The 24,641-nt window shown below is 60.5% G+C and carries 27 protein-coding genes; 10 read left to right on the plus strand and 17 right to left on the minus strand.

The window, feature by feature from the left end:
- Nucleotide 1: 1 nt before the first annotated feature.
- Complete coding sequence (locus NANH_RS0113450; protein ID WP_027262504.1) at nt 2-424, plus strand: DUF1036 domain-containing protein; 423 nt, start codon at nt 2-4, stop codon at nt 422-424.
- 385 nt (nt 425-809) lie between these two features.
- Here NANH_RS0113450 and NANH_RS0113455 read toward each other — a convergent pair whose 3' ends face one another.
- Nucleotides 810-1,310, minus strand: coding sequence for an RNA pyrophosphohydrolase (locus tag NANH_RS0113455; protein WP_027262505.1), 501 nt, complete (start codon nt 1,308-1,310; stop codon nt 810-812).
- A gap of 125 nt (nt 1,311-1,435) precedes the next feature.
- On the opposite strand from NANH_RS0113455, the gene NANH_RS0113460 reads away from it, so the two are divergent.
- The gene (locus NANH_RS0113460) at nt 1,436-3,463 is read left to right on the plus strand and encodes an NADPH-dependent 2,4-dienoyl-CoA reductase (protein WP_027262506.1); all 2,028 of its coding nucleotides are present in this window, start codon (nt 1,436-1,438) and stop codon (nt 3,461-3,463) included.
- Here NANH_RS0113460 and NANH_RS0113465 read toward each other — a convergent pair.
- Both NANH_RS0113465 and NANH_RS0113470 read right to left on the minus strand, forming a co-directional pair.
- On the minus strand, nt 3,460-3,807 hold the full coding sequence (locus NANH_RS0113465) for an antibiotic biosynthesis monooxygenase family protein (RefSeq protein ID WP_027262507.1): 348 nt from the start codon (nt 3,805-3,807) through the stop codon (nt 3,460-3,462). The two genes, NANH_RS0113460 and NANH_RS0113465, sit on opposite strands and share 4 nt — an antisense overlap.
- Nucleotides 3,808-3,865: 58 nt before the next feature.
- The gene (locus NANH_RS0113470) at nt 3,866-4,306 is read right to left on the minus strand and encodes a DUF4399 domain-containing protein (RefSeq protein ID WP_027262508.1); all 441 of its coding nucleotides are present in this window, start codon (nt 4,304-4,306) and stop codon (nt 3,866-3,868) included.
- A 212-nt stretch (nt 4,307-4,518) separates the two neighbouring features.
- Between NANH_RS0113470 and NANH_RS0113475 the strand changes: the two genes are divergently transcribed.
- Complete coding sequence (locus NANH_RS0113475) at nt 4,519-5,424, plus strand: LysR family transcriptional regulator (protein WP_027262509.1); 906 nt, start codon at nt 4,519-4,521, stop codon at nt 5,422-5,424.
- Nucleotides 5,425-5,441: 17 nt separating this feature from the next.
- On the opposite strand, the gene NANH_RS0113480 is transcribed toward NANH_RS0113475, so the two are convergent.
- Genes NANH_RS0113480 through NANH_RS0113495 form a run of 4 tightly spaced genes read right to left on the minus strand, consistent with a single transcriptional unit; the run spans nt 5,442 to nt 8,397 of the window.
- The gene (locus tag NANH_RS0113480; protein WP_027262510.1) at nt 5,442-6,371 is read right to left on the minus strand and encodes an OmpA family protein; all 930 of its coding nucleotides are present in this window, start codon (nt 6,369-6,371) and stop codon (nt 5,442-5,444) included.
- Nucleotides 6,368-6,940, minus strand: a complete 573-nt coding sequence (locus NANH_RS0113485) for a peroxidase-related enzyme (protein WP_027262511.1) — start codon at nt 6,938-6,940, stop codon at nt 6,368-6,370. Before NANH_RS0113485 ends, NANH_RS0113480 begins: the two co-directional genes overlap by 4 nt.
- A gap of 6 nt (nt 6,941-6,946) precedes the next feature.
- A complete protein-coding gene (locus NANH_RS0113490; RefSeq protein ID WP_027262512.1) occupies nt 6,947-7,678 on the minus strand; it encodes a GNAT family N-acetyltransferase in 732 nt (243 codons plus the stop codon).
- The gene (locus NANH_RS0113495; RefSeq protein WP_027262513.1) at nt 7,675-8,397 is read right to left on the minus strand and encodes a competence/damage-inducible protein A; all 723 of its coding nucleotides are present in this window, start codon (nt 8,395-8,397) and stop codon (nt 7,675-7,677) included. Before NANH_RS0113495 ends, NANH_RS0113490 begins: the two co-directional genes overlap by 4 nt.
- Nucleotides 8,398-8,445: 48 nt before the next feature.
- Here NANH_RS0113495 and sfsA point away from each other — a divergent pair, with 48 nt between their 5' ends.
- Nucleotides 8,446-9,150, plus strand: coding sequence for a DNA/RNA nuclease SfsA (sfsA, locus tag NANH_RS0113500; RefSeq protein WP_027262514.1), 705 nt, complete (start codon nt 8,446-8,448; stop codon nt 9,148-9,150).
- A 68-nt stretch (nt 9,151-9,218) separates the two neighbouring features.
- Complete coding sequence (map, locus tag NANH_RS0113505) at nt 9,219-10,031, plus strand: type I methionyl aminopeptidase (RefSeq protein WP_027262515.1); 813 nt, start codon at nt 9,219-9,221, stop codon at nt 10,029-10,031.
- Nucleotides 10,032-10,225: 194 nt separating this feature from the next.
- Here the strand turns inward: map and rsmD are convergent, their stop codons facing one another.
- Nucleotides 10,226-10,786, minus strand: a complete 561-nt coding sequence (rsmD, locus tag NANH_RS0113515) for a 16S rRNA (guanine(966)-N(2))-methyltransferase RsmD (RefSeq protein WP_027262516.1) — start codon at nt 10,784-10,786, stop codon at nt 10,226-10,228.
- The gene (locus tag NANH_RS0113520; RefSeq protein ID WP_027262517.1) at nt 10,783-11,994 is read right to left on the minus strand and encodes an NAD(P)/FAD-dependent oxidoreductase; all 1,212 of its coding nucleotides are present in this window, start codon (nt 11,992-11,994) and stop codon (nt 10,783-10,785) included. Before NANH_RS0113520 ends, rsmD begins: the two co-directional genes overlap by 4 nt.
- A 93-nt stretch (nt 11,995-12,087) precedes the next feature.
- Here NANH_RS0113520 and NANH_RS0113525 point away from each other — a divergent pair, with 93 nt between their 5' ends.
- Entirely contained in the window at nt 12,088-12,576 is a 489-nt protein-coding gene (locus NANH_RS0113525; protein WP_027262518.1) for a peroxiredoxin, read from the plus strand.
- A gap of 283 nt (nt 12,577-12,859) precedes the next feature.
- Here the strand turns inward: NANH_RS0113525 and NANH_RS0113535 are convergent, their stop codons facing one another.
- The 6 genes from NANH_RS0113535 to NANH_RS0113560 form a co-directional block, all read right to left on the minus strand.
- Nucleotides 12,860-13,153: a 4a-hydroxytetrahydrobiopterin dehydratase gene (locus NANH_RS0113535; protein WP_027262519.1), complete on the minus strand. Its 294-nt coding sequence runs from the start codon at nt 13,151-13,153 to the stop codon at nt 12,860-12,862.
- Nucleotides 13,150-14,337: a GNAT family N-acetyltransferase gene (locus NANH_RS0113540; RefSeq protein ID WP_027262520.1), complete on the minus strand. Its 1,188-nt coding sequence runs from the start codon at nt 14,335-14,337 to the stop codon at nt 13,150-13,152. The genes NANH_RS0113535 and NANH_RS0113540 overlap by 4 nt, the downstream gene beginning before the upstream one ends.
- Before the next feature lie 45 nt (nt 14,338-14,382).
- Entirely contained in the window at nt 14,383-15,153 is a 771-nt protein-coding gene (locus NANH_RS0113545) for a glycerophosphodiester phosphodiesterase family protein (protein WP_027262521.1), read from the minus strand.
- A complete protein-coding gene (locus NANH_RS0113550; RefSeq protein WP_027262522.1) occupies nt 15,150-15,608 on the minus strand; it encodes a RidA family protein in 459 nt (152 codons plus the stop codon). The genes NANH_RS0113545 and NANH_RS0113550 overlap by 4 nt, the downstream gene beginning before the upstream one ends.
- 72 nt (nt 15,609-15,680) lie before the next feature.
- Nucleotides 15,681-16,982, minus strand: coding sequence for an HlyD family type I secretion periplasmic adaptor subunit (locus NANH_RS0113555; protein ID WP_027262523.1), 1,302 nt, complete (start codon nt 16,980-16,982; stop codon nt 15,681-15,683).
- A complete protein-coding gene (locus NANH_RS0113560; RefSeq protein WP_027262524.1) occupies nt 16,979-18,706 on the minus strand; it encodes a type I secretion system permease/ATPase in 1,728 nt (575 codons plus the stop codon). Before NANH_RS0113560 ends, NANH_RS0113555 begins: the two co-directional genes overlap by 4 nt.
- 205 nt (nt 18,707-18,911) lie before the next feature.
- On the opposite strand from NANH_RS0113560, the gene NANH_RS0113565 reads away from it, so the two are divergent.
- Both NANH_RS0113565 and NANH_RS0113570 read left to right on the plus strand, forming a co-directional pair.
- Nucleotides 18,912-19,694 carry an MlaA family lipoprotein gene (locus NANH_RS0113565; RefSeq protein WP_051372416.1) on the plus strand — a complete coding sequence of 261 codons (783 nt, stop codon included), beginning with the start codon at nt 18,912-18,914 and terminating at the stop codon, nt 19,692-19,694.
- Nucleotides 19,684-20,292 carry an MlaC/ttg2D family ABC transporter substrate-binding protein gene (locus tag NANH_RS0113570; RefSeq protein WP_027262526.1) on the plus strand — a complete coding sequence of 203 codons (609 nt, stop codon included), beginning with the start codon at nt 19,684-19,686 and terminating at the stop codon, nt 20,290-20,292. Before NANH_RS0113565 ends, NANH_RS0113570 begins: the two co-directional genes overlap by 11 nt.
- Nucleotides 20,293-20,311: 19 nt before the next feature.
- Here NANH_RS0113570 and NANH_RS0113575 read toward each other — a convergent pair whose 3' ends face one another.
- Entirely contained in the window at nt 20,312-22,531 is a 2,220-nt protein-coding gene (locus NANH_RS0113575; RefSeq protein ID WP_027262527.1) for a transglycosylase domain-containing protein, read from the minus strand.
- Nucleotides 22,455-22,799, minus strand: coding sequence for a hypothetical protein (locus NANH_RS28810; RefSeq protein ID WP_161631371.1), 345 nt, complete (start codon nt 22,797-22,799; stop codon nt 22,455-22,457). Before NANH_RS28810 ends, NANH_RS0113575 begins: the two co-directional genes overlap by 77 nt.
- Between NANH_RS28810 and NANH_RS0113585 the strand changes: the two genes are divergently transcribed.
- Nucleotides 22,786-23,124, plus strand: a complete 339-nt coding sequence (locus NANH_RS0113585; RefSeq protein ID WP_027262529.1) for a P-II family nitrogen regulator — start codon at nt 22,786-22,788, stop codon at nt 23,122-23,124. The genes NANH_RS28810 and NANH_RS0113585 overlap by 14 nt on opposite strands.
- Nucleotides 23,125-23,153: 29 nt before the next feature.
- Nucleotides 23,154-24,479 carry an ammonium transporter gene (locus NANH_RS0113590; RefSeq protein ID WP_027262530.1) on the plus strand — a complete coding sequence of 442 codons (1,326 nt, stop codon included), beginning with the start codon at nt 23,154-23,156 and terminating at the stop codon, nt 24,477-24,479.
- Nucleotides 24,480-24,641: the final 162 nt, after the last annotated feature.

Genomic DNA, 24,641 nt, shown 5'->3' on the forward strand with positions numbered 1-24,641 from the left:
AATGAAAACGACTTCAATTGCCCTGGCAGCCATTTTGCTTGCCGCCGCCCCCACGGTCGATGCCTCCGAGCGCAGAAGCGAATGGAATAATCCCAAATCGCAGGCGGTCCACTTTACCAACAACTGCCGTCGCCCGGTCAAACTCGCGATGCGATACAAGGACACGCAAGACCGCTGGGTTACGGGCGGATGGTGGTACTTCGCCGGGAATGAAAGGTCCCACCTGAAGCGCAGCTCGACCGGTCGGCGGGTGGCCACATATAACCGCGTCGTCTACTATTATGCCGAGACAACGGGCGGAAAGCGGTCCAGATGGTCCGGAGACAATCAGAAGCGACTGGGCAACACCGTCCTGAACATGAAGCGCAAAGAGCTTCGTCAGAGCAGGGACGGGACCTTTACCCTGAGCATCAAATGCGATTGATCGCAAAAGCGTCCCCCGCCTCGATGCCTCTTTTGCAAGATTATCAAAGCGTTTCGACTTAAACGCGGGCTCTCGGGTATCAGGTTCGGGTCGAAACGCGCTATTTCTCCGCTTCGGGACTCGCACCGATCAACCGGCCGGAACCACCGGATGTCCGCAGCTCGACACGGAATGGCGGATGTGCGACTTGACGCCTCTGGCAGGTCTGGCTCAAGGCGGCGACCGAAAGCCGCGCCATCGCTTCGCCGCACGTTTCAACCTTCGCTTAACACTCTCTCCCGCACGCCGCGTATGTCGCGGTATGTACAGGGTATGCACGCGATACAGATGCCGGTTTTGCCGTCCCGGCAACGGTGAACCGAGGTTTCGCGCCCCGAAGGCAAATTCAGCCCCGCGGGCGTTGCGTCAGATGCGGCGCAAATGCCGTCAGCACTCGTTCATAAACCGCGCGTTTGAACGGCACGATCTGCTCGGCCAGCCGGTCGACACTCTGCCATTTCCAGCTGGTGAATTCAGGGTGCTCGGTCTGAATGTTGACCTGATCGTCGGTGCCCTTGAACCGCATCAGGAACCATTTCTGTTCCTGCCCGCGATAGCGCCCTTTCCAGATCTGCGGCACGATATCATGCGGCAGATCATAGGGCAGCCAGTCCTTGGTTTCGTCAACGATCTCAACCAGGTCCGCCGTCACACCGGTCTCTTCCCACAGCTCGCGCAGGGCCGCGTCGCGGGCCGCCTCGCCCTTGTCCACCCCGCCCTGCGGCATCTGCCAGGCCTCGGCATGGCGGTCATTGCGCTGACCGACAAACACCGCGCCCGCCGGGTTCATCAGCATCACTCCAACGCATTTTCGATAGGGCAGGTTGGCAATCTCTTGCGGGGTCATCGCAGCACTCCTGTTGGGACGCGCCCTGTCTAGCAAGGCCGCAGCGACACACAAGGGCGTGACGCGGCGTTTGGCGTGACAAGTGGCGCGACTGCGCTATTGCTGCGTCAACAGAGGAGATTTCCATGGCTGATTACCCGCATTTGCTGGCCCCGCTCGACCTGGGCTTTACCACCTTGAAAAACCGCGTTCTCATGGGCTCGATGCACACCGGCCTGGAAGAAACCCGCGACTGGAACCGGGTGGCGGAATTCTACGCAGAACGCGCGCGCGGCGATGTGGCGCTGATCGTCACCGGCGGCATCGCCCCCAACGAAGAAGGCGGAGTGCTGCCCGGAGCCGCCGGGATGCAGACCCAGGAGGACATTGACCATCACGCCGTCGTCACCCGCCGCGTGCATGACGAGGGCGGCAAGATATGCATGCAGATCCTGCACGCCGGGCGCTATGCCTATTCGCCCAAATGCGTCGCGCCCAGCCCGGTGAAATCGCCAATCTCGCCCTTCCCACCCGCCGAGCTGGACGAAGACGGGATCGAGAAGCAGATCGCCGACATCGCCGAATGCGCCCGCAAGGCCCGCGAGGCCGGATATGACGGGGTCGAGATCATGGGCTCTGAGGGCTATTTCCTGAACCAGTTCCTGGTCACCCACACCAACAAGCGCAGCGACCGCTGGGGCGGCTCCTACGAGAACCGCATGCGCCTGCCGATCGAGGTGGTGCGCCGCACGCGACAGGTCTGCGGCGACGATTTCATCATCATCTACCGCCTGTCGATGATCGATCTTGTGCCCAATGGCTCGACCCACGCCGAAGTAGTGCAGCTGGCGAAAGAGATCGAAAAGGCGGGCGCCACGATCATCAACACCGGCATCGGCTGGCACGAGGCGCGCATTCCCACCATCGCCACATCCGTGCCCCGCGCGGCCTTTGCCTGGGTCACAAAGAAACTGATGGGCAAGGTTGGTATCCCGATCATTACCAGCAACCGCATCAATACCCCCGAAGTGGCAGAAGACGTCCTGTCCACAGGCTGTGCCGACATGATATCCATGGCCCGCCCGATGCTGGCCGATGCGCATTTTGTCGCCAAGGCTGCGGCGGGCAAGGGCAAGCAGATCGCACCCTGCATCGCCTGCAACCAGGCCTGCCTCGACCACACTTTCAGTGGCAAGCTGACCAGCTGTCTGGTCAACCCGATGGCCTGCCACGAAACCGAACTGGTGATAGCCCCGACCGACGCACCAAAATCGGTGGCCGTGATCGGGGCCGGCCCGGCGGGTCTGTCCACCGCAATCACCGCGGCGCAGCGCGGCCATGACGTGACCTTGTTTGACCGCGCGGCAGAGGTCGGCGGACAGTTGAACATGGCCAAGCAGATCCCGGGCAAGGAAGAATTCTGGGGGCTGGTCGATTGGTATCGCACCATGGTCGCCGAAACGGGCGTAAAGACCGAATTGAACCGCGACATAACGGCGGCTGATCTGGACGGGTTTGACGAGGTGGTCATCGCAACCGGGGTTATCCCGCGTGACCCGCAAATCCCCGGCCAGGACGCGCCCAACGTCGTCGATTACATCGACGTGCTGCGCCATAAGGCCAAGGTCGGCAAGCGCGTCGCGGTGATCGGCGCGGGTGGCATCGGGTTCGATGTCTCGGAGTATCTGGCCCATGAAGGCACCAGCCCGACCGAAAGCCTGCCCCTGTGGATGCAGGAATGGGGTGTCAGCGACCCCGAAACGCACCGCAGCGGTCTGGCTCCGGAAGGCCCGCAACCGCACCCTTCGCCGCGTGATATCACCCTGCTGCAACGCAAGGCGAGCAAGCATGGCAAGGGGCTGGGCAAGACCACCGGCTGGATTCACCGCGCTGCATTGAAAATGAAAGACGTGAATTTTGTTGGCGGTGTGAACTATGAAAGCATCGAGGATGGTGGCCTGAGGGTCTCTTTTGGAGAGGCGCGGGAAAACCCGCAGCTGATCCAAGTGGATACCGTCGTACTGTGCGCCGGTCAGTTGCCCGAGCGATCACTGGCGGATGCGCTGATCGCCCAGGGCAAGACCCCGCATGTGATCGGTGGCGCGGATGTGGCCGCCGAACTGGACGCCAAGCGCGCCATCGATCAGGGCACCCGGCTGGCGGCGTCGCTTTAACCCTGATGACTGGCCTTGCTGTCGGCCGGGGCCTCGTCCCGGTTGGTCATGGTATAGTCACGCAAGACCTGCGCCACGCGGATGCGATAGTCGCTAAAAATCCCGTCGCGCCCCTTGGTCTGGGCGCGGCGATGGTCTGTCAGGTTGCGCCAACTCTGCACCGCCGCCTCGTCGCGAAAGAACGATATTGACAACAGCTTGTCCGGATTGGTCAGGCTTTGAAATCGCTCGACCGAAATGAACCCGTCGACCTGCTCGACCAATGGGCGCATCTCGGCGGCGACATCAAGATAGTCATCCTTGCGACCCTCGGCGGGTTCGACCTCAAAAATGATGGCAATCATGGTCTCTCTCCCTGCGGCAATGCGGCAAGGGTCGGACGATTCCGCCGTATGCGCAAGCTTACTCGACGGTGATGGCGATCACATCGGACACTACCGGCGTGGCGTGCGGCACGTGGCCGGCATCCCCCAGAACCAATTGCAGCGTATGGGGACCAGCAGGCAGATCCAGTGTCACCTCGGTTTGACCACCGCCGAAATGCCGGTGATGCTCATCCGACGGCAGCCCATTGGCCAGCTCCTCGGCCCCGTCTTCGCCCTGGCCCAACGGCGGCCGGTCGATCAGCAGGTGGTGATGCCCGGTCATTTCCTTTTCGGTCCCCGCAGGAGCGACCCCCATACCGGACAGGCCAAAAACCACCGTGACCGGAGAGCTGACCGTGTCGCCATCCTGAAGATTGACAAAATAGACCTGCGCCTCGGGGTTGGCCGGGGTCGCCCCCCCGGCCAGCACAGGCAGACCCAGCAGGGCGACGACGGCAGCGATCAACGCAATTTTCATAAGGACTCCTTGGATTCGGCCATGTTCAACCTCAGATAGTGCGACCTTGCCTCATCCGACCCCAGTCGCATAGGAAAATCATCGCCTCGCCCGGTGTTTCCCCGCCATCAACGATCCGCGATAAAACCGCGATATTATCCCATGGTCGCCGCGTTCTTGCCCAGATTGACGCCGATACAGAACCGAACCGGAACATGCCCGAGGAACCGCAGATGGATCGACTGACCGAAATGGAAGCCTTTGCCAATGTCGTGGATCAGGGCGGTTTCACCGATGCCGCCAAAAAGATGGGCATTTCCAAATCCGCTGTCTCCAAACACGTCTCAAGCCTGGAGGCGCGGCTGGGCGCGCGGCTTCTGAACCGGACCACGCGGCGCGTCAGCCCGACCGAGATCGGTCTGGCCTATTACGATCGCGCCCGCCGGGTTCTGAATGACGCTGGCGAGGCGGACGCGCTGGTGACGTCGATGCAATCCGAACCTTCGGGCCTGTTGCGGATCAGTGTGGCGACCGATTTCGGCGTCAATCATCTGTCGCCGGTACTGTCCGATTTCCTGTCGGATTTCCCGGAAATCACGGTGAACATGGTGCTGAACAACCGGTATGTCGAATTGATTTCCGAAGGGTTCGATCTGGCAGTGCGCATCGGCGATCTGGAAGACAGCACCCTGCGCGCGCGCAAGCTGACCGAGACCAACAAGCGGATGATCGCCGCACCCAGCTACTTTGAAAAATACGGTCGTCCGCAAAAGATCGACGATCTGAACGAACACAAGCTGCTGCATTATTCCAACCAGCCCAGCGGCAATGTCTGGAAGCTGACCGCACCCTCGGGCGAGAAACGTCAGGTCCGCACTGCCGGATGGCTCAGCGTGAATGATGGGCAATCTCTGCTAAACGCCGCGATTTCCGGCCTCGGCATCGCCTATCTGCCCAGCTATCTCTATTCCGGCGCGCTTCACAAAGGACTGGTCGAGGATGCGATCCCCACACTGCCGGTTGAGACCCAGGGCATCTACGCGGTGTACCCGCCGGGCCGGTTCACCCAGCCCAAGGTGCGTGCCTTTATCGATTTTCTGGTGCATGCCTTTGCCGACAAAGGGCCAACCAACTGGTAACACCCGCCCTCGGGCGGTCAGCCGTCCGACAGCACAATGGCTTCGACCCTGCGATTCGTTTCGCGCCCCTCCGGGGTCAGGTTCGACGCCACCGGCGCAAGATATCCCATGCCCTCGGCCTCGATACGCGCGGGCGTTATGCCGTAGTCCCTGATCAACCGCACTCGTACCGCCTCGGCGCGGCGTTTGGACAGGGTGATATTGGTATCCAGCGCACCGGCGCTGTCGGTATGTCCCACAAGGGCGATGCGCAAACCGGGATTGTCGCGCAGATGCTCGGCCAAGCGGTCAAGCGACGCATAGGGTCCGGCCCCCAGCGCATCCGCCCCGGTGGCAAAATCGAGATCCCGCAGAATCACGTGCCCCTGTGCCATCAATCCCGCGATCGGGTCCGTCGGATCGGTGCCCGTCGGGGCAGATACCACGCCCTCTCCTGGCACCACCGCAAGCGGAGTGTCCCCTATCGGGACAACCCGGATGATTTGAATATACGCCGCCGTCCGGCTGCGGCTGACCAGCAAGCTGATCGCCTGATCAGGATCCCGGACCGCCGAAAGAAAGCGAAAATTGCGAATGTCCACCTGCATGTCCGGTGCCGGCACGACCTCGGTTTCGAACCGGAAATCGAACCCGCCACAGTCGCGATCGCGACATTCGAACATCAGATCAAAACCGGCTGCCGTGACCTGGTCGCGCAACGGCTGCAAAAGCTGCAGCGTGGTCTGGGCGGCTCCGTCAATGCGCCAAGTCTGTCGCTCGATCCTGCCTTCGAACTGGCGCGACGGCACCGATTTCCCGTCATAGGGGCCAACCGGCAACGCATAGCTGTCCAGCGGGCTGACCCGATTGGCAAGCTGCCGGGCCGTCGCTGGCAACGACAGGTCCTGCGCTGCGGCGCAGAGCGGCAACAGCAGGGCGACACAGCCTGGGACAAAGCGTCGGATCATCGGAACTGAGCGTGATACTCGTCGTTGGGCCGCATCGCGGTGGCGCTGGCCACCCGGTTGGTCATGTTGAAAAAACCCGCGACATTGGCAATGTCCCAGATATCGCGATCCGTGAACCCGACATCGCGCAAAGCCTGGCGGTCAGCGTCTTGAATCGTGGCGCTGGCGGTCGTCATCTTGGCGGCAAAATCCAGCATCCCGCGTTGCCGTGCATCCAGCGGCGCCACCCGGTAATTCATCACCAGCATTTCGCCCAGTATCGGGTCGCCTGACAGTTGCCGCACCGCCGCGCCATGTGCCACCAGACAATAGAAACAGCGGTTGATTGCACTGACCACCACAGCGATCATCTCGCGTTCAAGCTTGCTCAGACCGCTGTCGGCCAGCATCAGATCGTTGTACATGCCGGTAAACGCGTTCAGCTTGTCGACATCGAAGGCGTTGGCCTTCAGCACGTTCGGGATCATGCCCAGTTTCTCGGTGCAGATGTCGAAATATTTCTGCGTCGCTTCGGGCAGCGGATCGACCATGGGCAGGTCAAGCGCGGTGGGCAGTGTGTTATCCGTCACTGGGCTTCAATCTCCGTCTGGAAGGTGGCGATAGTGGTACTGTCCCACAGGCAGCATACCGAGGGAAGCGTAGAGCGCATTGGCCGCGACATTCTGCTGCGTGCACATCACCGAGAGCGTCTGCGCGCCATTATCGACAGCCCAAAAGGCCGCAGCGCGCATGAACCAGCTCCCCATCCCGGCGCGGCGCTGATGGGCCAGCACCTCGACCGCGTGAACCATGGCGACACCCCGATGGATGGCGACAAAGGCGGCCCCGGCGGGTTTGTCGTTCTTGCGCCCCAAAAGTCCGATCTTGGCCCCCTGCGCCCGGTGCATGACCTCCAACCGGGCCGGGCCGATTCCGCCTGCGGCCCAGATCTCGCGCATTATGGCCAGCGGTTCCCAGACGTTCAGAACCGTGACACGCGGCAGAGGTACGTCCGTCAGCCGAGCGGACGCGCAGGCATAGACAGTCACCGGGTCCTTGATCGCATAACCGCGATCCCGCAGTTTTGCATCAAGCGCATCGTCACCTTGACGGATCATGAAGATCAATGGCTGCCCCATGGCACGCATGCCCGTTTCTGCTCTGCCGATTTCAGTGTCCGTTATGGTCGCGCCTTCGACGCCAAGCGTCGTGGCGGACACCCGGCTTCCGCCATCCTGTCCCTGACGCAGCGTCCAGATGCCATCGTTGAACCGGCGCGCCGCAGGCCATGTGCCATCGATCACATCATACCAACTTGGCGACGTCACAGCTTTAGGTCCCGCGACAGCTGGGTGATCGCGGCATCTACACGCGTACCCTCGGAACCGCGCACCACGATATTGGCCCCAAAGGCCCCGTCCTTCTGAAACGGATAGCACCCGACGGACAGATCGGAATATTGTTCGGCCAGCTGCGCCAGGGTTTCGGCGATGTCGCCCTCGCCGCGAAACACCCGCAGCGTCTGCGACAACAGCGGCGCACCGCCCGTCAGCGTTGGCAGAACGCTGGCGACCATGGCCTGAAAAACCTGAGGCACACCCGCCATCACATGAACGTTGCCAATGGTGAAACCCGGTGCCATCGACACCGGATTGTCGATCAGGGCCGCACCGTCGGGGATCCGCGCCATGCGCAACCGCGCGGCGTTCAGATCGAACCCGGTCTTGGCATAATGCGCTTTCAGGATCTCGCGGGCATCGTCACGCACATCTATTCGCGCGCCAAAGGCCTCGGCTATACAGTCGGCTGTAATATCGTCATGGGTCGGACCGATACCACCGCTGGTGAACACCGTGTCATATGCTTTGGACAGCGCCTGAACCGCCGTGACGATGGCCGGGTGATCGTCACTGACGATGCGCACCTCTTTCAGGTCGATCCCGTGCTTGGTCAACTCGCCCGCCAGATAGTGCATGTTCGCGTCCCGGGTGCGACCGGACAGGATCTCGTCCCCGATCACAAGCATCGCGGCGGTTGGGTTGGCCATGATCTCGCTCCCTTGAATGGCAGTCTGCGCAGGTATAGGCCCATGGCCATGCGCTTTGAAACCCCTCTTGTACCCGCCCGCCTGATCCGTCGCTACAAACGGTTTCTGGCCGATTGCACGCTGGCGGACGGGCGTGAGGTCACTGCCCATTGCGCAAACCCCGGCTCGATGTTGGGGTTGGCAGAGCCGGGAATGAAAATCTGGCTGGAACCCAATGATGACCCCAAACGCAAACTGAAATTCGGCTGGCGGCTGGTCGATCATGAAAACGGGCATTTCACCGGCGTCGATACCTCGGTTCCCAACCGCGCCCTGCGCGCAGCGCTGCAAGACAGGCAAATCACCGAACTGGCCGCCTATGACACGGTGCGCGCCGAGGTGAAATACGGCCAATCCAGCCGCATCGACTTCTTGCTCAGCGGGTCCGGCCTGCCCGACGCCTATGTCGAGGTCAAAAGCGTGACGCTGTGCCGTCGCCCGACCCTGGCCGAATTTCCCGACTCGGTCACCAAACGCGGCACCAAACATCTGAACGAACTGGCGGATATGGCGCGGTCCGGGCGTCGCGCAATCATGCTGTATCTGGTGCAACGCACCGATTGTACGGCCTTCGACCTTGCGCGCGACATCGATCCCGGCTATGCGACCGCCTTTGAAATCGCACGCGCGCAGGGGGTACAAACCCTGTGCTACGGCACCCGCATCTCGCCCCGGGGAATCGAACTGGGGCCGGCCATCCGGACCCTGGCATGACCCCCTCTGGTTCTTTTGGAGCAAGAGTATTAGATAGCGGGAAAAGAGATGAAGACGGAGCCAAATTGGTGAAAAACGAACTTCGCGGTCGCCTGACCAAGGACGGCATTCGTATTTACGAACCTTCGGACTTTGCCGGAATGCGCGTTGCGGGCGCTTTGGCAGCCCAAATTCTCGATGACGTCGCGCCGATGGTCGAGATTGGCCAAACCACCGAGGCCATCGATACCGCTATCAACCAGATGGTCGAAGCGGCAGGCGCAAAATCCGCCACGATCGGTTACAAAGGCTATCAGCACGCCAGCTGCATTTCGGTCAACCACGTGGTGTGCCACGGCATTCCCGGCTCCAAAACACTCAAGGACGGCGACATCCTGAATGTCGACGTGACCGTGATCGTCGATGGCTGGTTCGGCGATACCAGCCGGATGTATGTGGCCGGGAAATTGCCACGCAAGGCCGAACGTCTGATTCAGGTCACCTACGAGTCCCTGATGAAGGGCATCGAAGCGGTCAAGCCCGGCAACACGTTCGGCGATATCGGCCACGCAATTCAGAGTTATGTCGAAGCGCACCGCATGAGCGTTGTGCGCGATTTTTGCGGCCATGGTCTGGGTCGGGTGTTTCACGCCCCTCCCAACGTGCTGCATTATGGCCGGCCCGGCACCGGCGCGGTTCTGGAAGAGGGCATGTTTTTTACCATTGAACCGATGGTCAATCTGGGACGCCCCGAGACCAAGACCCTGGCCGATGACTGGACTGCCGTCACCCGAGACAAGTCGCTGTCCGCGCAGTTCGAACATTCGGTCGGCGTAACAGCCGATGGTTGCGAGATTTTCACGCTGTCTCCGTCAGATCGGTTTCATCCCACCTACGACTGATCGCATGCGTTGCAGATCTATTTGCCGACCAGATCGGACACCGACAGCTTGGGTTGCGGTTTGGTCTTTCCGGTCGATGCTGCTGCGTCATTGCGGACCAAGCGCACTTGGAGTTGTTGAGCGCGGCACATTGCCAGACCGCCGCAGAGGCCATGGCCAATACCGCGCCAGCAGATCATCGCCATTGCATCGGGTCAGACCGGCTCTGTCCACTCAAGGATGGTGACATGGGTATCGCCATATTTTCGCCGATCCCGCAGCAGAAATCCGGCAGGTGCCGGCATGGGGGCGTTCTCTTCCCAGACAATCAGGGCGCGCGGCGCGATCCAGTCGCCCTGCGCGGCAAGGGCCAATGCCTTTTCGCCCATCCCCTTGCCATAGGGAGGATCAAGGAAGACCAGATCGTAGGGCGCTTCCGGATTTGGTCCCAACCGGACCGCATCACGTCGGCTTAGCCCGGTTTGCCCGGCACTGCCCGTCAAAGCGATATTCTTGCGGATCAGATCCATGGCGACCCGACCGGTCTCGACAAACGTGACATGCGACGCGCCACGCGACAGTGCCTCCAGCCCCAGCGCCCCGGTGCCCGCAAACAGGTCCAGCACCCGCGCCTGAGGGATCGCACCGGTCTGCGTCAGCACGTTGAACAGGCTTTCGCGCACCCGGTCGGTTGTGGGCCGCAAATGCGCACCCATATCTCCTTTGCCCACCGACGCCAGCGTACGGCCACGGAAAGTTCCGGCGACGATCCTCACCCGCGCAACAAGGCCTTGAGGTCGGCGTCAGGGTCCGCGACCAACTCGGGCGGCGCGGTTTTACCGGCATCAATCAACCGCTTGCCGATCATATAAGCACGCGGATCATTCATCGCGTCCACCGCCAACAGTCGATCATCCTGAAAATACCAAAAGGACACCGCCCCTTTGTCGCCCCGGCGACGGACTACCCTGTCAAAGCCGGTGTTCAGCCCCGCGATCTGCAATTTCACATCGTATTGATCAGACCAGAACCACGGCTTTGGAACATAATCCTGTTGCGCGCCCATCATGTTGGACGCGACGCATTCGGCCTGATCAATGGCGTTGGGCACGCTTTCCAGACGGATACGGGTGCCCCGATGCGGAAAGCTTGCGCAATCCCCGGCCGCCCAAATCGCAGGGTCCGATGTTTGACCCAATTCATTCACCGCGATGCCGTTGTCCAGCGTCAGACCCGCCTGTTCCGCCAAAGCGGTATCCGGCATGATGCCGACCCCAGCCACAACCAGATCCAGCTCCAGTTGACTGCCATCGCTGAGAACGGCGCCGGTCACGCGCCCTCCCTCGCCCGTCAGTCGCTCAAGTCCGACGCCTTCGCGGATGTCGACTCCGTGCCCCGTGTGCAACGCGCGAAAAAAGTCGCTGGTTTGCGAGCAGGCCACACGCTGCAGGATACGATCCGCCATCTCCACCAGCGTCACCTTGACCCCGCGCTTGGCCGCCACCGCCGCCGCCTCGAGTCCGATATAGCCGCCGCCAACGATCAGTGCACGTGCCCCTTCGCGGACCAGATGCGCCATCGCATCGACATCCGCGAGGGTGCGCACGACAAACACGCCGTCCATATCACCGCCAATCGCAGACGGCAGACGGCGCGGCGCGGACCCGGTGGTCAGCGCCAACTGGTCATAACCGATCACCTCATCCGTCAGCGTCACGGTCTTGGCTACGGGGTCGATCCCGGTCACCGCCTGGCCAAGCCGCAGGGCGATATTCTGGTCCGCATAGAAACTCTCGGGGCGCAGAAACAGGCGTTCCAGCGCCATATCGCCCAGCAGGTATGCCTTGCTCAGGGGCGGTCGTTGATAAGGGGGAACGGATTCTGCGCCGATCAGGGTTATCTCACCTTCAAACCCCTCGTTGCGCAGTTTTGCGACCAAAGACGCTCCCGCCTGGCCGGCCCCGATCACGATAATGTGGCTCATCCTGCGCCCACCTGCTTTGAAATCATTTCTCGCCCCAGCAATAATCCTATATGCCCCGTAAGAGCAAACTAAACTCAATGAAAGGGCCGAACCATGACGATTTCGATAGGGGACAAGTTGCCGGATGTAACCCTGGCCGAAATGGGCGCAGACGGCCCCGGACCGGTGTCGCTGGCAGATAAGACCAAAGATCGCAAGGTCGTGATCTTTGCTGTTCCGGGCGCGTTCACCCCCACCTGCCATTCCGCGCATGTGCCCAGTTTCATACGCACCAAGGAACAGTTTGACGGCAAGGGTGTGGACGAAGTCATTTGTGTTTCGGTCAACGATCCCTTCGTGATGAAGGCCTGGGGCGAAGCTACCGGTGCCGAAGCCGCCGGGATCACCATGCTGTCAGACGCTCAAAGCGCATTCACAACGGCAATCGGGATGAATTTCGATGCTCCGCCTGCCGGTCTGATGGCGCGTTCCAAACGCTATGCGATGTTGGTCGAGGATGGCACCGTCACGATCCTGAACGAAGAAGAAGCGCCTGGCGTTTGCGAAGTTTCCGCCGGCGAGAGCCTGCTGCAAGCGATGTAAAACACGGCGCGCCAGGATCGGTCGATCCTGGCGCGCCGTGCCGTATATTTGGCCCGCACCAGCACCCCGGCTGTGACCGAGATCCAACCGAAGGGCGGCAGGAACTGTTACGAAAACCGTTGCCTGTGGTGCAATTCGACCGACGGGACCCTGCCGGGTTCCGGTCCCATGCCGTGCGCATTGCCGCCATCACCGGCCCCAGCGACGGCCATGTCGCCGGTATCGCATTCGCGACAATGTTACGCGATGCAAACATGGCATTTGCCAGCGGGTCGGAGCACCGCTAGGTTAGGCTGTCCATCTTGCGCGCAAGCTTGGCATCCAGCGCGCTGAGCCCGCCGACATCATGGGTCACCAGAACCACCGTCACGGTTTTGTAGACGTTGCTCCACTCGGGATGGTGGTTCCATTTCTCGGCCCAGATCGCGACACGAGTCATCCACCCGAATGCGTCGATGAAATTCTTGAACTCAAAGGTTTTGGTCAGCGCGTCACGTCCCTCGACCATCGCCCAGCCGGATTTCAGCAATGGACCCAGTAACGGGCCGCGGGCTTCGTCAGACAGTTTCTCGGTCATTCCTGTTCCTCCACATGCGTCTTCTTGAACGGACCGTATTCGGTCAGAATCTCGATCTCTTCCGCAACGGCTTCGCGTTCGGCCTGCAGATAGCTGCCGACCGCATTCGCAAAGCCCTGATCCGCGATCCAGTGCACACTGTGCGTCGGGGACGGCAGATAGCCCCGAGCCAGCTTGTGCTCGCCTTGCGCGCCGGCCTCGACTCGTTGCATGCCACGCGCGATCGCCATGTCGATGGCCTGATAATAGCACAATTCGAAATGCAGGCAGGGATGATGTTCAATACAGCCCCAATAGCGGCCAAACAGGGTTGACCGCCCAATCACGTTCAGCGCCCCGGCCACCCAGCGCCCGTCACGTTCCGCCATGACCAAGGCCAGATCCTCACGCAGGGTCTGCTGCGCCAGATCAAAGAATTGCCGGGTCAGATAGGGCGATCCCCACTTCCGGGCGCCGGTGTCCTGATAGAATATCCAGAATGCCTCCCAGTGCTCCGGCAGGATTTCATCGCCGGTCAACACCCGGATCGTGCCACCGAAACCCTGCGCCTGCGCCCGCTCCTTGCGAATGTTCTTGCGCTTGCGCGAAGAGAGCGTCGCCAGGAACGCATCGAAATCGGCATACCCTTGGTTGACCCAATGAAACTGTTGCGTCCTGCGCGCCATCAGGCCCATCCGTGCGCCCGCCTCGGCCTCGGGCGCGGTACAAAAGGTCATATGCAGAGACGAGATATCGTTGTTCGCAGCCAGTTGCACCGCCCCCTGCACCAGCGCCGACATCCCGATTTCGTCATAGCCGGGCCGCACCAGCAACCGGCGCCCGGTTGCCGGGGTAAAGGGCACGGCAATCTGCAGTTTCGGATAATACTGCCCACCTGCACGTTCATAGGCATGCGCCCAGTTATGGTCGAATATATACTCGCCCTGCGAATGTGACTTGGCATACATCGGCGCGCAGGCGATCAGTTTCCCGTCCAGAAAGGCCGTCAGATATTGCGGTTGCCAACCAGTGCCGGGGCCGACAGATCCGGATTGCTCAAGCGCCATCAGGAAACGATGGGTGGTGAATGGATCGGCGGGGCGACCACCCGTCGCCGCCTCGGGGCAGGCGCAGCCGTCCCAATCCTGCTCGGCAATCTGCGACAGGGATCTGATGACCTGAATTTCGATCTGCGCCTGATCCATTTCGTCCCCGTGCCTAAACACTATCTGGGCGCGCCGCGCGACGGTTCAACCCGGAATGTCGGCCAGATACCCCTCAAAGGTGACATTGTCCGCGTATCGGCGGGCCTCTGCCTCTTCTTTGGGCGAACGGATCGTCCAGCACAGGACCGGCACTCCCGCGTCGCGCAACTGGCGCACCCGCGGGCGGGCCAGGTCGGCCTTGTCATGGCTGATGAAACTGGCGGAAACCGTCTCGAAATCCGGAATGTCGCGCAGTTGCTCGCAGGTTTTTACGGTCAACGGCCAGTCCTGCGGATCATAGCCGCAAGTCACCAGCCCACAGGGCACGTGGGGAGCAAGCTGTGCCAGCCTGGCAGTGCTGTGCGGATTGAAAGACATCAGGGCAACCGGCCCGTCATAGCCCTGTAATGCCCGTACCGCTGCAGTTTCCAGAGGGCCGATATCGGAGCCCATATTGCCGTCCTGGTCCTTGATCTCGATTAACAGGGGCACCTGTCCATCGACCAGATTGAGAACCTGCGCCAGCGTCGGAATGGTCTCGCCATCGCCATGCCGCAACGCGATCTGCTGAGCCTCTGCCGCAGTACGTCGCCGGATCGGCCCGGTTTCATGAGTCAAGCGAGTCAGATCATAATCGTGAAACACCAAGGCCTGTCCGTCGGACGACAGCTGCAGATCGATTTCGACGCCATAGCCCCGCGCCATTGCCGCAAGAATGCCCGCGCGGCTGTTTTCCGGTCGGCCCTGCGTGATGTCGTGCAGGCCGCGGTGAGTCAGCGGCGTGGTCGTGAACCCCAAGGGCAGAGGCGGGGTCATCGGATCTGAAAAATACCTTCGATCTCAACTGCGACGCCCAACGGCAATGCCGCCGCCGATACAGCCGAGCGCGAATGCCGACCGGCGTCACCAAGGGCCTCGACCATAAAATCAGACGCTCCATTGATGACTTTGGGCTGGTCGGCGAACTCGGCCGTGGAATTGACAAAGCCGGTCAGCTTGATCACCCGCACCAATCGGTCCAGATCGCCTCCACAGGCGGCACGGACCTGTGCCAACAGATTGATGGCACAGCGGCGTGCGGCACCCACACCAGCCTCGACCTCCATCGTGTCACCCAACCTTCCCAGGATCAGGCCCGACTCATCCGTGGAAATCTGGCCGGAGACATAGACGATATCGCCGACTTGCACGAATGGCACATAGTTTGCGGCAGGCGCCGGAGCGTCTGGCAAAGTTACGCCCAGTTCGGCCAATTTGCTTTCAATGCTCATCTCTGCGTCCCTTCCAAAAGCTGGTTTGGGCCGGACGCTAAACCGGTTCGCACCCCGCGAAAAGCCCCGATGTCAGGATTCGCGGAATGCTTTGGTGAAATAGTCCGCCAGCGGTTTGATCAGATAGGCCAGCGGCGAGCGGTCGTCGGTGCGAATGTAGGTTTCCACCGGCATACCCGGAATCAGCACGGTCCCATCGGGAAGTTTTTCCTGCTCGCCTTCGTTCAGGACAATCTCGGCCCGGTAGAACGACACCTGGCTGTTGGCATCTTCAAAGGCATCGGCCGAGATCTGCACCACCTTCCCGAACAGTTCCGGGGTCTGCCGTTGATCCAGCGCCGAGAAACGCAACGTGACCGACTGGCCAACAAAAATCTTGTCGATATGAATCGGCTCGACTCGCGCGGCGATGACCAGAGGACGATCCTGTGGCACCAGATACAGCACCGCATCTGCCGGGCGGATAACCGAGCGGGGCGTATGGATCTGCATGCCATAAACGATGCCGGATACCGGGGCGGTGATGTCCAGCCGGTTCAGCCGCTCGACCAGTGAGCGGCGCTGTTCCGCCAGTTCCAACTCGCGATATTGCAGATCGCGCAGCCGTGTAATCGCCTCTTCGCGTCGCTGGGTGCCCAGTTTCAGGATCTCGATATCAATTTCGGTGATCCGCCCCTCTGCCTGGGCCTCGCTGGCAATCAATTCACCCAGAGAGCCATCCAGATCGGCAGCGGCACGTTCCAGATTCAGCACCGTACCGGCTTGTGCCAAGCCCCGATCCAACAGCGATTGCTGGTTGGCCAATTCCTTGCCAATCAGCTGAATCTGCCGCTGCAACGAGTCCTGTTGCGCGTCGATACCGTCGATCTGGTTGCCGATCTGACCACGGCGCTTTTGCAGTTGTTCGCTTTCGCGCGCGACCGAGTCGCGCCGGGCAAGGAACAGGCGTCTCTGCCCCTCGATCAGGTCTGCAACCTCTGGGCGGCCTTTGGCCGCATCTCGCAGGATCGGATCGAAATCAATCGTTTCCGTGCCATCGCGCTCTGCTTCCAACCGACCGCGCCGCGCCATCAGCTCGAACAGCTGGCCTTCGATGATCACCAATTCGGACTTCAGAAGGTTGGCATCCAGCCGGATCAGAACCTGACCCAGCGCCACGGTGTCGCCCTCGTCCACCAGAATCTCGGACACGACGCCGCCATCCGGGTGCTGTACCACTTGGCGGTTGCGGTCAACTTCGATCCGCCCCGAGGCGATGATCGCACCGGCGATATTCGTCACGACGGCCCAAGTGCCGAAACCACCCAGCAAAATGAGCAAACCAAAAAGACCAAAGACTATGGGCTTGCGTGCCGACCAGCGTTGATCGCTCATTGCACGCCTCCCATAGCGGCGGACTTTTGCAATTGCTCGTGGTTTGCCACCATCTCGCGCAGCACCTTTTCCTTGGGTCCAAAGGCGGCACGGGTGCCATGATCCAGCACCAGAAGCGTATCGCATTCTTGAATCGCCGCAGGACGATGCGCCATGATCAGGACCGATTTCCCCTCGGCCTTCTGGTCGCGGATCGCCGCATTCAATGCCATTGACCCGTCGTTGTCGAGGTTCGAGTTCGGCTCGTCCAGGATCACGATCACCGGATCGTCATACAAGGCCCGTGCCAGCGCGATTCGCTGCATCTGCCCCCCCGACAGACGCCCCCCCCCGGCGGCAACACGCGTGTCATAGCCATCCGGCAGCTGCACGATCATATCGTGCGCAGCGGCCTTCTTGGCGGCGGCCACCACTTTGGCGCTGTCGGGATGACTGCTGAGACGGGCGATATTCTGCGCGATGGTGCCGTCAAACAATTGCACTCTCTGTGGCAGATAGCCGATATGCCGGCCCAGCACCGAAGGTGCGTACTGATCCAGCGATGCGCCATCCAGCCGGATGGTGCCACCGGCGGGACGCCAGACCCCGGTCAAGGCCCGCGCCAAGGTCGATTTTCCCGATCCCGACGGCCCGATGATCCCGACCGCCTGGCCTGGCTCGACCCGAAAACTGATGGTTTTCAGTGCCGCCCGCGTGTCGCCTGGCGGCACAATGGTCAGCGACTGGACGTCCAGTTTGGCGGCGGGATCGGGCAGCGCGGTCCGCTGGATTTCCGGCGGCACCTTTTCCAGCAGGTTGGCCAGGCTGTTCCAACCCTTGACCGCACGCTGCACCAGCGGCCATTGACCAATTGCCATTTCGATCGGAGCCAGCGCACGCCCCAACAGAATCGAGGCGGCGATCATTGCTCCGGCCGTCACCTCATTCTGCAACACCAGATAGGCGCCCAACCCCAGCATCGCCGATTGCAAGAACAGGCGCAGCGTCTTGGTCATCGACGTGAACGTGCCGCCGACATCGTTTGCACCCATGGCCTTTTCCAAAGACGAATCCCGGGACTGCTTCCAGCGATCAAAGGCCGCATCGCGCATCCCCATGCTCTGCACCATTTCTGCTTCAGAGCGGATTTCCTCGGACAGCAACGACGCGCGGTGCGACGTGGCATTGGCCTGCATTTGCGGACCTCGGGAAAACGCCTGGTTCAGCAACGTGATGACGATCAGCACCGCCCCCCCTGCCAGCGCCAGCAGGCCAAGCCAGGGATGAAACAGTGCTATCCCCGCCAAAAAGATCGGTGTCCATGGAAGATCAAATGCCGCCATCAGCACGGGCGAGGAGATCAGGCGCTGCACCGATTCGAGATCGGCCAATCCCGTCTGGGCCGACGCATCGGGGGCCACCGCAGAACGCCGCACCATGGCATCGAACACGCGATGGTCCAGCGCCGACTGAAACCGCGCTCCGGCCCGCGCCATGATTCGACCGCGCGAATAATCCAGAATGCCCATGACGCCGTACAGGAACGCCACCAGCAGGGACAGCGCAACAAGCGTTTCCTCGGACCGGCTGCCTAGCACGCGGTCGTAAACCTGCAGCATGTATAGTGGTCCGGTCAGCATCAACAGGTTAGCAAAAAAGCTGAAAATACCCACAGTCCAGTACAGCGCACGGCTTTGCCGCCTGGCAATGCGCAGTTCCTCACGACCCGGTTCTCGCGTCATCATCGCTTCCACCTTGCTGTTCGCCGACCGTTTGATGAGGTTACTAGGTGCATCCGGGCCACGGCGCAATCACGCGCAGCCAAAAGTCGCCTGTTTCATAACTGCCACAAATTCATTAAGTGAACCTGCACCAAGTGTGTACAATCATTGTTTGATCTAGATAGCAGAACGACACCGCCCGTCTTTCTTTGCATTGGACTGGAATTGAATGAGACCGACGCATCCATCCCGGAATACCGTTTTCGGCCTGCTTTCAACGCTGGTGCTGGCCGCCTGTGCTGTCAGCGAACCCGGTCAAAGGCAGAACGACGCGCCGTTTGATCCCTACGAGTCCTCCAACCGGAACGTTCACAGCTTCAACCTTGCCGTTGACCGCGTGTTTTTCCGCCCGGCATCCAAGGGCTATACCAACCTCATTCCCGATCCCATCGAAGACAGTTTCAACAGTTTTTCGGCAAACCTCTCTGAACCCGGGGATGCGGCGAATTTCCTGTTGCAAGGCGATTTCAAACAGGCCGGGATCTCCCTGGGACGGTTTTTGATGAACTCGACCATCGGCTTTGCCGGTCTGGCCAATCCGGCCAGCGATTTCGGCATTCCGGAAACCGACACCGATTTCGGCGAAACCCTGGCGGTTTGGGGATTCAGCGAAGGGGCATATATCGAACTGCCGTTCTTCGGGCCTTCGACACAGCGTGATTCGGTCGGAGTTTTCGTCGACTTCTTTACTAATCCGCTGACCTTCGCCCCGGCGAGGCCAATTGAGAACGTAGGTTTCTATGCAAATGTCCTCGAACGTCTCAGCGACCGTGGCCGGTATTCGGATACGGTTGATTCAATCCTTTACCAGAGCGCGGACAGCTATGCCGTTGCGCGCCTGATCTACCTGCAAAATCGCCGCTTTGAACTGGAAGGCGACAGTTCGGACTCCTATGTAGACCCTTACGCCGACCCATTCTCTGACCCGTACGAGGATCCCTATGCCCAGTAATTTCCTGTTCCGCCGCAATTTTCTGATGTCCGCCGCCGTATTCGCCGGTGTTGCCGCGCTTCCGATGCCGGTATTGGCGCTGTCCGAAGCCCAGGCCCGGTCCCTGATCGACCAGCTTGTGGCCGACATCAACCGGGTGATCGCTTCGGGCAAGTCGGAAAACGCGATGATCCGCGATTTCGAAAAGATTTTCATAAAATACGCCGATGTTCCGATCATGGCGCGCTATGCTTTAGGCAGTGACGCACGAGGTGCCACATCCGAACAGATGCGAGCCTTTACCGCCGCGTTCACCGGTTACATCTCGCGTAAATATGGCAAGCGATTCCGCGAGTTTATCGGCGCTTCGATCGAGGTCAAATCGGCCCGCAAGATCAAGAGCGGCTATGAAATCCGCAGCACTGCAAACCTGCGCGGCGAAGCGCCGTTTGAAGTGACGTTCCTGGTATCGGACAAATCGGGCAAGCTGAAATTTTTCAACATGTTCATTGAAGGCGTGAATATGTTGTTGACCGAACGCACGGAAATCGGCGCGATGCTGGACCGGCGCAAAGGCAATATCAACGAGTTGACCGCAGATCTGAAACGCGCAGGCTGATACCAGCCCCGCACGCTTTCTATCGGTTGTTGACCTGCGGTGGCCGGTTGTTTCCGCCACCGCCGCCTCCAAAGATGTCGCGCAACACATTGTCGACGACGTCGCCGAGCGATTTTCCTCTGCCGCTTGGTGCAGGTTGCGGCTGAGTCGGGGCAATCGGGGCACGCATCGGCAGCGGCACAGGGTCCAATCCCTTGTGCACCCGCACCATGGTTTCGTGCCAGATTTCAGCTGGCAATCCGCTTCCGGTCACACCGGTCAGGGGTGTGTTGTCGTCATAGCCCATCCAAACACCGGTCACGTATTCTGCGGTAAAGCCAATGAACCAGGCATCCCGCGCCGCTTGGGTCGTGCCCGTCTTTCCGGCAGCCTGCCAACCGGGCAACGCGGCGCGCTTGCCCGATCCTTCGGAAACCACCTTTTCCATCATCCAGATCAACTGCTCTGCTGCCTGTTTCTGTATCACCCGCTCGCCGATGCCCCCATCCGCTCCCATCAGCGGATCGCGATCACCCAACAGTTTCAATTCGGTCAAACCATAGGGGGTCACCGCCGATCCGCCATTCAGGATGCCCGCATAGGCCCCGGTCATCTCGATCAGCGTGCTCTCCGACGCCCCCAATGCCAAGGCAGGCCCAAGCGCCAGATCGCTCTCGATGCCGAACTGGCTTGCAACCTGACGCACCAGATCACGCCCAGCCTTTTCCGACACCTTGACCGCCGGAATATTCAGCGAATCCTTCAAGGCATCGGTCAATGTGACCGAACCATAGTGCCGGTTGGTATAGTTGTTGGGGCACCATTGGCCCGAACCGGGAATGGTCATGCAGAACGGTTCGTCCACCACGACATCCAGCGGCGACGCCCCCAAATCCAGCGCAGTGGCATAGACGAAGGGCTTGAATGCCGACCCGGTCTGGCGCTTGGCCTGAATGGCACGGTTGAAGGCTCCGGCCACTTTGGTTTCGCGCCCGCCGACCATGGCCCGGACCGCGCCATCGGCAGACATGACCACAATTGCCGCCTGCGCCTTTGACCCCGGGCGGACCTTTTCCTGAAAGATGAACTGCATCGCCTCTTCGGCTGCCGCCTGCAACCGCCGGTCCAGGGTGGTGCGGATGATCACGTCTTCGGTGGTATTGCGGGTAAAATACTCGGGTCCGCTGGACATCACCCAGTCGGCAAAATAGCCCCCGGCCCGTTCCGCCGCCGCCTGGGACAACTGGGCTGGGTTGTCACGCGCCTGTTGCGCCTGGGCCGCTGTCAGATAACCCTGCTGCTCCATCAGCCCGACGATAACATCGGCCCGATTCTGCGACCGGGTCAAGTTGTTGGTCGGTGCAAACCGCGAAGGCGCAACCAGCAGTCCCGCCAGCATCGCCGCCTCGGCGGGCGTGACATCAGATGACGCCTTGCCAAAGTAACGCTGGCTGGCGGCTTCGAACCCGCGCGCACCGGCCCCCAGGAAGGCGCGGTTCATATAGATCGTCAGGATCTCGTCCTTGGTATATTTGAGTTCCATCGCCATGGCATAGATGGCTTCTTCGATCTTGCGCTGCAGGGTGCCGCGTCGACATTTCGCTTCGTATTGGCTTTCGGTCATTCCGGATTTGGGATCGAATGGCTCACCCAGACATAACAGCTTGGCCGTCTGCTGGGTAATCGTGGAACCACCATGTCCGGATAACGGACCACGACCCTCGCTCAGGTTGATGCGAACCGCACTGGCCACGCCGCGTGGGCTGACGCCGAAATGGCGATAGAACCGCTTGTCCTCGGTGGCAACGATAGCGTTCTTGATATTGGGGGAAACCGTTTCGGTTGTGACCACACCGCCGAACTGATCGCCGCGCCAGGCAAAAACGTCGCCATTGCGGTCCAGCATCGTCACCGACCCTTGGGCGCGGCCATCCAGTTGGGCACTGACCTCAGGTAGGCTGGTATAGACATATCCAACCCACAGCCCGACGATCAGGCAGACCACCGCACCGACGCGCCAGGTGATACGCCAGATCAGCCGCAGGATTCCACCGATCAGCCGACGGAAGAAACCGCCGATACCACCGCCTCCCTTGCGACGGGCGGTTGTACGGCGTTTGCGAGCCCTGGAGCTGGCCGGTGCCTTTTTCGTCGGCTTGGGTTTGGCGTTGGAACGGGCCGATTTAGCGGTGCCGCCTGCGGTCCGCGAATAGCGCTTGTCTGCCACCAGCGGTGGTTTGCGTGGTGTTTTTCTGGTCATGCTCAGCCCTGCCCGGCCCTTGAGTTTTCGCGACATTACCCTGCCCGGCAGCGATTGTAGAGGGGAAGAGTGCTGTTGTTTCGGCTTTGCATTTTGCCCGTTTTTTACTCAAAACCGCAGGTTTGTGCAAAAATTGTGCAATCCGACCTGAAATCTGCCCCCCAGACGCCGCCAGATTGCTTTCAAACCAAGCCTCAGAGGTTTTTTCTGCACCTGCAAAATGCGGGGAAACCTGCCAAGGGAAAGGAATAGTGGTGAAACTCATCATTGCGACAATCAAGCCGTTCAAGCTGGAGGAGGTTCGCGAAGCGCTCACCGAAGCCGGCGTGCGCGGCATGATGGTGACGGAAATCAAGGGGTTCGGATCACAGTCCGGCCACACCGAAATCTACCGCGGCGCGGAATACGCTGTAAATTTCGTACCCAAAGTCAAATTGGAACTGGTGGTGAACGCTGCCATGGCCGACGAAATCATCGAAACCATCGCCCGTACCGCCAAGACCGGCAAGATCGGCGACGGCAAGATCTTTGCCCTGGATGTGAACCAGGCCATGCGCGTGCGTACCGGCGAAACCAACGAGGACGCATTGTGATGACGCGGCCAGCAAGGGGAAATGACAATATGCAACGATTTAAACCACTGCCCGCCGCCGCCGCGCTGATCGCGTTGCCGTCGCTGGGACTGGCGCAAGAAATAGACACGACACCGGTCAATGCCGAAATCGGGTTCATCCTGAACACATTCATGTTCATCGTCATGGGCGTGCTAGTGTTCTGGATGGCCGCCGGTTTCGCAATGCTCGAATCAGGGCTGGTACGGTCCAAGAACGTGACCATGCAGTTAACCAAGAACATGGCGCTGTTTTCGCTGGCCTCGCTGTTCTATTTCATCCTGGGTTACAACCTGATGTACCCGGGAGACGGCTGGACCATTCCCGGCATTCTGGGCGCGTTCTCGCTCACGACGCTGGAACCGGTCGGGCTGGCCGGTGCCGAACCTGACCTGACCTACGCCTCGGTCGGATCGGATTTTTTCTTTCAACTGATGTTCTGTGCGGCGACTGCTTCGATCGTGTCGGGTGCCGTGGCCGAGCGGATCAAACTGGGGCCATTCCTGATCTTTGTTGTCGTGCTGACAGCCGTTATTTACCCGATCCAGGCCAGCTGGAAATGGGGCGGTGGATTTCTGGACCAGGCCGGGTTCCTGGATTTCGCAGGCTCGACCGTGGTACATTCGGTCGGCGGCTGGGCCGCTCTGACCGGCGCAATCATTCTGGGTCCGCGCATTGGAAAATACAGCAAGGACGGCCGGGTAATCCCGATTCCAGGTTCAAATCTGGCACTGGCGACAATTGGCACCTTCATTCTGTGGATGGGCTGGTTCGGGTTCAACGGCGGCTCGCAACTCTATATGGATACGGCCGCCAACGTCGCTGACATCAGCCGCATCCTGGTCAACACCAATACCGCAGCCGCTGCGGGTGCCGCCGCCGCGCTGATCCTGACGCAGTTGCTCTACAAGAAACCTGACTTGACGATGATCCTGAACGGCGCATTGGCCGGGCTGGTCTCGATTACTGCCGAACCGCTGACGCCTTCGCTGATCTCGGCCACCCTGATCGGTGCCGTGGGTGGTGCGATCGTGGTTTTCGCGGTGCCGTTTCTGGATCGGCTTAAGGTGGACGACGTGGTCGGTGCCATTCCGGTTCACCTGTTCGCGGGGATCTGGGGCACCATCGCGGTAGTCTTTACCAACAGCGACGCGAATCTGATGACCCAACTCTATTCGATCCTGGTTGTTGGTGTCTTCGTCGTGGCGACCTCGGGCATCGTTTGGCTCATTCTCAAAACCACGATGGGCATCCGGGTTGGTGAAGAAGATGAGATCAACGGCTTGGACATGGCCGAATTGGGCATGGAGGCCTATCCCGAGTTCTCAAAAGGCTAGCTCGTCAACGCAGATCAAGAGAAAGCCCCGGTACACCGGCACCGGGGCTCTTTCATGTTTGCATCCCGCTTTCACCTTGCAGCGTTTCGCCGATGCCCTGCTTGCAATCAACCCTAGCGGGTGCATAGTGCCAGCGTCGGAGAACAACCCGGCAAAACTGTG

The sequence above is a fragment of the Sedimentitalea nanhaiensis DSM 24252 genome (assembly GCF_000473225.1).
Classification (GTDB): domain Bacteria; phylum Pseudomonadota; class Alphaproteobacteria; order Rhodobacterales; family Rhodobacteraceae; genus Sedimentitalea; species Sedimentitalea nanhaiensis.

Excerpts from the sequence above, each read along its gene's own strand:
- NANH_RS0113450 (WP_027262504.1), top strand. The coding sequence starts at position 2 with ATGAAAACGACTTCAATTGCCCTGGCAGCCATTTTGCTTGCCGCCGCC.
- NANH_RS0113455 (WP_027262505.1), bottom strand. The coding sequence starts at position 1,310 with ATGACCCCGCAAGAGATTGCCAACCTGCCCTATCGAAAATGCGTTGGA.
- NANH_RS0113460 (WP_027262506.1), top strand. The coding sequence starts at position 1,436 with ATGGCTGATTACCCGCATTTGCTGGCCCCGCTCGACCTGGGCTTTACC.
- NANH_RS0113465 (WP_027262507.1), bottom strand. The coding sequence starts at position 3,807 with ATGATTGCCATCATTTTTGAGGTCGAACCCGCCGAGGGTCGCAAGGAT.
- NANH_RS0113470 (WP_027262508.1), bottom strand. The coding sequence starts at position 4,306 with ATGAAAATTGCGTTGATCGCTGCCGTCGTCGCCCTGCTGGGTCTGCCT.
- NANH_RS0113475 (WP_027262509.1), top strand. The coding sequence starts at position 4,519 with ATGGATCGACTGACCGAAATGGAAGCCTTTGCCAATGTCGTGGATCAG.
- NANH_RS0113480 (WP_027262510.1), bottom strand. The coding sequence starts at position 6,371 with ATGATCCGACGCTTTGTCCCAGGCTGTGTCGCCCTGCTGTTGCCGCTC.
- NANH_RS0113495 (WP_027262513.1), bottom strand. The coding sequence starts at position 8,397 with ATGGCCAACCCAACCGCCGCGATGCTTGTGATCGGGGACGAGATCCTG.
- sfsA (WP_027262514.1), top strand. The coding sequence starts at position 8,446 with ATGCGCTTTGAAACCCCTCTTGTACCCGCCCGCCTGATCCGTCGCTAC.
- NANH_RS0113520 (WP_027262517.1), bottom strand. The coding sequence starts at position 11,994 with ATGAGCCACATTATCGTGATCGGGGCCGGCCAGGCGGGAGCGTCTTTG.
- NANH_RS0113525 (WP_027262518.1), top strand. The coding sequence starts at position 12,088 with ATGACGATTTCGATAGGGGACAAGTTGCCGGATGTAACCCTGGCCGAA.
- NANH_RS0113535 (WP_027262519.1), bottom strand. The coding sequence starts at position 13,153 with ATGACCGAGAAACTGTCTGACGAAGCCCGCGGCCCGTTACTGGGTCCA.
- NANH_RS0113540 (WP_027262520.1), bottom strand. The coding sequence starts at position 14,337 with ATGGATCAGGCGCAGATCGAAATTCAGGTCATCAGATCCCTGTCGCAG.
- NANH_RS0113545 (WP_027262521.1), bottom strand. The coding sequence starts at position 15,153 with ATGACCCCGCCTCTGCCCTTGGGGTTCACGACCACGCCGCTGACTCAC.
- NANH_RS0113550 (WP_027262522.1), bottom strand. The coding sequence starts at position 15,608 with ATGAGCATTGAAAGCAAATTGGCCGAACTGGGCGTAACTTTGCCAGAC.
- NANH_RS0113555 (WP_027262523.1), bottom strand. The coding sequence starts at position 16,982 with ATGAGCGATCAACGCTGGTCGGCACGCAAGCCCATAGTCTTTGGTCTT.
- NANH_RS0113560 (WP_027262524.1), bottom strand. The coding sequence starts at position 18,706 with ATGATGACGCGAGAACCGGGTCGTGAGGAACTGCGCATTGCCAGGCGG.
- NANH_RS0113565 (WP_051372416.1), top strand. The coding sequence starts at position 18,912 with ATGAGACCGACGCATCCATCCCGGAATACCGTTTTCGGCCTGCTTTCA.
- NANH_RS0113570 (WP_027262526.1), top strand. The coding sequence starts at position 19,684 with ATGCCCAGTAATTTCCTGTTCCGCCGCAATTTTCTGATGTCCGCCGCC.
- NANH_RS0113575 (WP_027262527.1), bottom strand. The coding sequence starts at position 22,531 with ATGACCAGAAAAACACCACGCAAACCACCGCTGGTGGCAGACAAGCGC.
- NANH_RS28810 (WP_161631371.1), bottom strand. The coding sequence starts at position 22,799 with ATGATGAGTTTCACCACTATTCCTTTCCCTTGGCAGGTTTCCCCGCAT.
- NANH_RS0113590 (WP_027262530.1), top strand. The coding sequence starts at position 23,154 with ATGCAACGATTTAAACCACTGCCCGCCGCCGCCGCGCTGATCGCGTTG.